Raw genomic sequence first — 6,897 nt, 5'->3', positions numbered from 1 at the left:
CGTCAACGCAGGAACCACCGGCAACGCCGGCGGCGAAGGCTAAACACAACAGGAACCCCGTTTTATCCCGCGCTGAGCGCGTGATAAAACGGGGCCGTCTCCGGCGTGGGCCAACCCACGAACACTGTGGCCGGTGAAACCTTTGACGGTTTCACCGGCCACAGCCGTACCACCTACGACTTCTCAGGAGCCCCTCGTGACCTTACAAATCGCTTTTCCCGGTGATCCGTGAGTGAGCTGAACGGCCGGACTGCACGCATCGTGGACGCCATTCGCACCCAGCTGTGGCCTGTGCCAGCCATCGCCGTGCTCGTGGCATTGGCCGTCGGCACCGCCCTGCCTGCCTTGGACGCCACGGTGGACGGAAAATTGCCGGAGTCCGTTTCGGCATTGCTTTTTAGTGGCGGTCCGGACGCTGCCCGGGCAGTGCTGCAGGCCATTGCCGGATCCCTGATCACCGTGACATCTTTGACGTTCTCGCTGACAGTTGTCACGTTGCAATTGGCCAGCAGCCAATTTTCACCGCGCGTCTTGCGCACCTTTGCCGCGGACAGGTTTGTGCACTACACCCTGGCACTTTTCATGTCCGCCTTCGCCTTTGCGTTGACCGTATTGCGCAGCGTACGCAGCAGCGATGGGCCGACCCCGGGGTTCGTGCCGGAAATTTCCGTCACCGTCGCCTTTTTGTTATCCATCGCCAGCATCCTGGGCCTGGTGCTCTTCCTGGCCCACCTGACCCGGGAAATCAGGGCAGAGACCATGATGCAAAAGGTGGCTGATGAAACCCGTGCCGCCTTGAACCGCAACTTTCCCGAAGAACAGGGCCCCCGGCACAACATCCCTGCCGCTGGTCCCAGGGCCATCCGGTTGGAATCCACCCGAACCGGATTCCTGACGTCGGTGGACCGTGCCGAATTACTCAGTCTGGCCGTGGCCGAAGACGTGGTGATCAGGGTGGACGCACTGCCAGGCACCTCCCTGGTGGAAGGCGTTCCCTTTGCCACCGCCTGGCCACTTGATTCGAGAACTGAGCTGGACGCCGAGACAGAGGAGCGGCTCGGCAAACGAAGCAACGCAGCCATCTACACAGGCAGCGAACGCACCCAAGTTCAGGATGTGGCATTCGGCTTCCGCCAGCTGGTGGATGTCGCTGCGCGTGCGCTCTCCCCCGGAGTCAACGACCCGACCACGGCGGTGCACGTGCTGGGCCACCTCTCCGGGCTGCTGTGCCAGGTTCTTGGCAGGATGCCCGGAACCCGGTGCCTCGTTGATGAACAGAACGTGGTCCGAGTGGTCCTGGGACTTCCGGACATGGCTGACTTCCTTGAGCTCTCCCTGGCCCAGCCACGCCTCTACGGAGTGACGGATCCTGCCGTGGCGATGCGCATGCTGAAACTGCTGCAGGAGGTGTCCTGGTGTGACAGCGCAGGCGCCCACCGCCCTGAGATTCTTGACCAGGCGCAAAGACTGGAAGCCTGTATCGAGGCAGCCGAGCATCTACCCCACGACCAGGCGGACCTGTTGGGGTTGGCGCGCACGCTCGTGGCGGCCAACACCCCCCTGAACCCAGACAAATAGCGCCAGCAGGCGTCCAAGGACATATCCTCAAGGAATGGCAGCTAAGAATTCGCGTGCGTCAGCCGTCCCGGCCGCGGCCTCACCGGCTGCGCCGCCACCACCCGCGTCGGCCGCTTCCGATAGAAGCTCCGAGACGTTGGAGCGCCTGCGCGCCAGCATCGGCACACTCTCCACCATGATGCGCAGGGAACTGGAGGAGACCCTACCCTGGTACAGACGGTTGAGTGCAGATGAGCGCTCCGCCCTGGGACTGGTGGCACAAAACGGCATCACAGCCTTTGTCTCCTGGTACGAACACCCTTCCTCCCCCAGTTGGGTCCTCTCCGACGTCTTTGGCACGGCCCCGACGGAACTGACCCGTTCCATCAGCTTGCAGCGCGCCCTGCAACTGATCCGCACCGTGGTTCAGGTGGTGGAGGATCGGGTTCCGGAGCTGGCTGCCCCGGAAGAACAAGTGGGCTTGCGGGAAGCTGTGCTGCGGTACTCCCGCGAAGTGGCTTTCGCGGCAGCCGACGTCTACGCCCGGGCAGCTGAAAACCGCGGCGCCTGGGACACCCGGCTGGAAGCGCTGGCAGTTGACGGCATCCTGCGCGGGGAGAACACCGACGCTCTGCAATCACGGATCTCCGCCTTGGGCTGGACCTCGCACAGCCGCTTCACCATCATGGCCGGGCCAGCCCCGTCGGAGCCCACGGCACCATTCCTTGCCACGTTGCGCCGGGCCGCGGGGAGGTTCGCCGAGGATGTCATGGTTGGTATTCAAGGCGACAAACTGATCCTCGTCCTGGGGAACGTTTCCGCCCCGGAATCCGCCTATCCGCGACTGAGTGAGTTGTTCGCCCCCGGGCCGGTGGTCTACGGTCCGCTCGCGGCCACACTGGCCGATGCGACGGCGTCGGCCAAGGCAGCCTTTGCAGGCATTGCCGTGGCCAGGGGCTGGCCTTCGGCCCCACGGCCGGTCTCCGCCGAGGACCTGCTCCCCGAACGGGTCATGGGCGGGGATGAATCCGCCAAACGCTCCTTGATCCTGAACATTTACCGCCCCCTTCTCGCCGCCTCCAATGGCTTGGTGGAAACCCTCAGCAGCTACCTGCAAGGCGGGCATTCCCTGGAGGCGGCCGCCCGTGAGCTTTTCGTTCACTCCAACACTGTCCGGTACAGGCTGCGCCGCGTCTGTGACGTTACCGGCTGGGACCCGCTCATCCCCCGAGAGGCCTTTGTGCTACAGACAGCGCTGATCGTTGGCAGACTCGGCACCCCGGCCAAGACAAACCAGCCAAAGGTTGCCGGAACCAAGGGAGTGACCGGCAAGTAGGATCCAGCACCTGTGGTACTGAGCACTCGATTCCACGGCCGCGCCGCGTCCGACTATCCAGAGCGGTTGGCGTCTCTTCACTTAAATAAAGACCCGGATGGCATGCCACAGCGGAAGCTATTGTAGACTTCCTACAAATTGTGCCTGAGAGCTTGGTGCATGAAAACACCGTCTAAATGCCGCTAGGTTTGGAAAGCTGGTTAATGTGCTTGCAATAGTCTGCCCTGGTCAGGGCTCCCAGTCCCCCGGATTCCTTTCGCCATGGCTTGAACTCCCCGGCGTGCACGAACAACTTGCCGCTCTGGGCGAGGCCGCGGGCATTGATTTGCTGGCCCACGGAACCACCTCCGACGCCGAAACCATCAAGGACACGGCCGTGGCCCAGCCACTCATTGTGGCTGCCGGCCTCATTGCCGCCCAGGCACTTTTGGGCGAGGACGCCACCGCCGCAATGGCGGGCCGACCCATTGTGGTTGCCGGACACTCGGTAGGCGAAATCACGGCCGCCGCCCTGACCGGAACCCTGTCGGAGCCCGAAGCCATGGCCTTCGTGCGTGAACGCGCCAACCGCATGGCCGAGGCCGCTGCCGCTACCCCGACCGGCATGGCTGCCGTGGTCGGTGGAGACCCTGAAGAAGTGCTGGCAGCCATCGCCGCAGCCGGCCTCACCCCCGCCAACATGAACTCCAAGGGCCAGACGGTAGCCGCCGGCACGCTCGAGCAGATCGCCGCCTTGGCTGCCGCCCCGCCTGCCAAGGCCCGCGTCATCCCCCTTCAGGTTGCCGGCGCCTTCCACACCCACCACATGGCCCCCGCCGTGTCGGCGTTGGAGGCACTGGCCCCGTCGCTGACCCCCCACACGCCCAAGGTGGCGCTGCTCTCAAACCACGACGGCGCCGTCGTACTTTCCGGTGCAGCGGCACTTGAGTCGTTGATCGCCCAGGTATCGCGACCGGTCCGCTGGGACCTGTGCATGGAGACAATGTCCGCCATGGGCGTGACCGGCCTGATTGAGCTCACCCCGGCTGGCACGTTGGCGGGTTTGGCCAAGCGCGGCATGCCCGGCGTCGCGACCGTCGCTGTAAAAACCCCCGATGACCTTGCCGCCGCCCAGGATTTGCTGGCAGCGCACTCCGCGTCCAAAGAAGGAACACTGTGAGCACCCCCACCTTGAAGCAAAGCCCGGTCAATGCAGGTTCCCAGATCCTCGGAATTGGCGCGTACCGCCCGTCGGTGATCGTCACCAATGAGGACGTCTGCCAGTGGATTGACTCCTCCGACGAGTGGATCCGCCAACGCACCGGCATCATCACCCGCCACCGCGCCCCGAAGGATGTCTCCGTCGTGGACATGGCGGTCGGCGCCGGTGCCGAAGCCATTGAAAAGGCCGGCATCGAGCCGTCGCAGATCGGGGCCGTGCTGGTCTCGACGGTGACGCACCCCTACGCCACGCCGTCGGCCGCTGCCTTGATCGCTGAGCGCCTCGGCGCGTCCCCGGCACCCGCCTTCGACATCTCCGCCGCCTGCGCCGGCTACTGCTACGGCATCGCCCAGGCCGACGCCTTGGTGCGTTCCGGCACCGCCAGCTATGTCTTGGTCATTGGCGTGGAGAAGCTCTCCGACGTCATCGACAACCACGAGCGCACCATTTCCTTCCTGCTGGGCGACGGCGCCGGTGCCGTAGTGGTGGGCCCCGCCGACGAGCCGGGCATCAGCCCCTCCGTGTGGGGATCCGACGGCAGCAAGTGGGAAACCATCGGCATGACCCACTCACAGCTGGACATCCGCGACTTCAGCGAGCATGCCATGAAGGGCGACGGCGTGGACCTGGCTGCCGCTGACGAAGCCCACGCGACGCTGTGGCCGACCCTGCGCCAAGACGGACAGACCGTGTTCCGTTGGGCCGTGTGGGAAATGGCCAAGATGGCCAAGGCAGCCTTGGACGCCGCCGGAATCACCGCAGCAGATCTGGGCGCCTTCGTGCCGCACCAGGCCAACATGCGCATCATCGATGAACTGGCCAAGCAGCTCAAACTGCCTGAGCACGTCATCATCGGCCGAGACATTGCCGATGCCGGCAACACCTCGGCCGCCTCAATTCCCCTGGCAACACACCGCCTGCTCGCAGAGAACCCGGAGCTCTCCGGTAAACTTTCGCTTCAGATCGGTTTTGGTGCCGGACTGGTGTACGGCGCCCAAGTGGTGCGCCTGCCCTAACACGTATCGCTCCACATCCGTGGGGTGATCATCATGCTATGAAACGATCAAGTCCTTGATCACAGCACAAGAAGAAAAGGAGCCGTCAATGGCTAGCAACGAAGAAATCCTGGCTGGTTTGGCCGAAATCGTCAACGAAGAAACAGGTCTGGCCCCCGAAGCCGTAGAGCTGGACAAGTCCTTCACGGATGATCTGGACATCGACTCCATCTCCATGATGACCATCGTTGTCAACGCTGAAGAGAAGTTCGACGTCAAGATCCCGGACGAGGAAGTCAAGAACCTCAAGACCGTCGGCGACGCCGTCAGCTTCATCGCAGGCGCACAGGCTTAAGCAGCCCTAGTGCTTTGGCCCTGTTTCACATCAGTGAAAAAGGGCATGGTGGTTGGCCGGAATGCAGGACGCCGGCCAACCACAAATATTTCCCTAGACCCTGCCCCGCTATCTTTTTTGTAGAGAGTTGAACCATGGCCCGCAAAGTAGTCATCACCGGACTGGGTGCCACGACACCCATTGGCGGCGACGTCCCGACCATGTGGAAAAACGCCCTCAAGGGTGTCTCCGGCGCCCACACGCTTACCGACGACTGGGTGGAGAAGTACGACCTTCCCGTCCACTTCGCCGCCAAGGCCTCAACTCCTGCCACCGAGGTACTGAGCCGCGTCGAGGCCAAACGCATGGACCCGTCAACGCAGTTCGCCGTTGTCGCCTCCCGTGAGGCCTGGAAGGACTCCGGCATCACGGAGATCGACCATGACCGCCTCGCCGTGGCCTTTGCCACCGGGATCGGCGGCGTCTGGACCTTGCTGGACGCCTGGGACACCCTGCGTGAAAAGGGTCCCCGCCGCGTTCTGCCCATGACGGTCCCCATGCTCATGCCTAACGGCCCCGCAGCCGCCGTTAGCCTGGACCTCGGTGCCCGCGCCGGCGCACACACCCCGGTGTCAGCCTGTGCTTCCGGCACCGAGGCCCTGCACATTGGCCTTGAGTTGATCCGCTCAGGCAAGGCCGACGTCGTCATGGCCGGTGGCGCCGAAGCCGCCATCCACCCTATGCCGTTGGCCTCCTTCGCTGCCATGCAGGCATTGTCCAAGCGCAATGACTCCCCCGAGACGGCTTCACGCCCGTACGACATCAGCCGCGACGGCTTCGTCATGGGTGAAGGCGCTGGCGCCTTGGTGCTGGAAGCCGAAGAACACGCCATTGCCCGTGGCGCCCGTATCTACGGCGAGCTCGCTGGCACCGCCGTGACCGCAGACGCCTACCACATCACCGCTCCGGACCCCCAGGGTCTGGGTGCAACGCGTGCATTGAAGGCCGCCTTGTATGACGCCCGGGCCCTTCCCGAGGACGTGGTGCACGTCAACGCCCACGCAACCTCCACCCCGGTAGGCGACAAGCCGGAGTACACCGCGCTTAAGGCAGCCCTGGGTGATCACGTGGACAACGTCTGCGTTTCTGCCACGAAGTCGCAGATGGGTCACCTGCTGGGTGCTTCCGGTGCCGTTGAGTCCGTGCTGACGGTCCTCGCCGTGTACCACCGCGTAGCCCCGGTCACCATCAACTTGGAAAACCAGGACCCGGAGATCCCCTTGGACGTCGTTACCGGTTCGCCGCGTGAACTGCCAGAGGGCGAGATCATGGCGCTGAACAACTCGTTCGGCTTCGGTGGCCACAACGCCGTTGTTGCCATCCGCAGCACCGGACCCAAGGTCGAAATGGCCTAGCCCTTCCACCCTTGAACGAGAAAAGCGGCGCCCACCAAGATGGTGGGCGCCGCTTTTCT

At 63.9% G+C, this 6,897-nt stretch carries 6 protein-coding genes; all 6 read left to right on the top strand.

All coding sequences use genetic code 11. The features are described from left to right. Positions 1 to 228: 228 nt before the first annotated feature. Complete coding sequence (locus Q4P21_RS13485; RefSeq protein WP_303389268.1) at positions 229 to 1,578, top strand: DUF2254 domain-containing protein; 1,350 nt, start codon at positions 229 to 231, stop codon at positions 1,576 to 1,578. Positions 1,579 to 1,612: 34 nt separating this feature from the next. Further along, positions 1,613 to 2,893 carry a CdaR family transcriptional regulator gene (locus tag Q4P21_RS13480; protein ID WP_303389267.1) on the top strand — a complete coding sequence of 427 codons (1,281 nt, stop codon included), beginning with the start codon at positions 1,613 to 1,615 and terminating at the stop codon, positions 2,891 to 2,893. Between the two features lie 205 nt (positions 2,894 to 3,098). Beyond that, complete coding sequence (locus tag Q4P21_RS13475) at positions 3,099 to 4,052, top strand: ACP S-malonyltransferase (RefSeq protein ID WP_303389266.1); 954 nt, start codon at positions 3,099 to 3,101, stop codon at positions 4,050 to 4,052. Further along, the gene (locus tag Q4P21_RS13470; RefSeq protein WP_303389265.1) at positions 4,049 to 5,110 is read left to right on the top strand and encodes a beta-ketoacyl-ACP synthase III; all 1,062 of its coding nucleotides are present in this window, start codon (positions 4,049 to 4,051) and stop codon (positions 5,108 to 5,110) included. Before Q4P21_RS13475 ends, Q4P21_RS13470 begins: the two co-directional genes overlap by 4 nt. Before the next feature lie 88 nt (positions 5,111 to 5,198). Continuing rightward, positions 5,199 to 5,444 carry an acyl carrier protein gene (locus Q4P21_RS13465; RefSeq protein WP_038462997.1) on the top strand — a complete coding sequence of 82 codons (246 nt, stop codon included), beginning with the start codon at positions 5,199 to 5,201 and terminating at the stop codon, positions 5,442 to 5,444. A gap of 134 nt (positions 5,445 to 5,578) precedes the next feature. Further along, the gene (fabF, locus tag Q4P21_RS13460) at positions 5,579 to 6,838 is read left to right on the top strand and encodes a beta-ketoacyl-ACP synthase II (RefSeq protein WP_303389264.1); all 1,260 of its coding nucleotides are present in this window, start codon (positions 5,579 to 5,581) and stop codon (positions 6,836 to 6,838) included. Positions 6,839 to 6,897 lie beyond the last annotated feature (59 nt).

Source organism: Arthrobacter sp. (genome assembly GCF_030540645.1).
Lineage (GTDB): Bacteria > Actinomycetota > Actinomycetes > Actinomycetales > Micrococcaceae > Specibacter.
The sequence above is the reverse complement of the archived record's forward strand: the minus strand, read 5'-3'. Positions and strand labels throughout refer to the sequence as shown.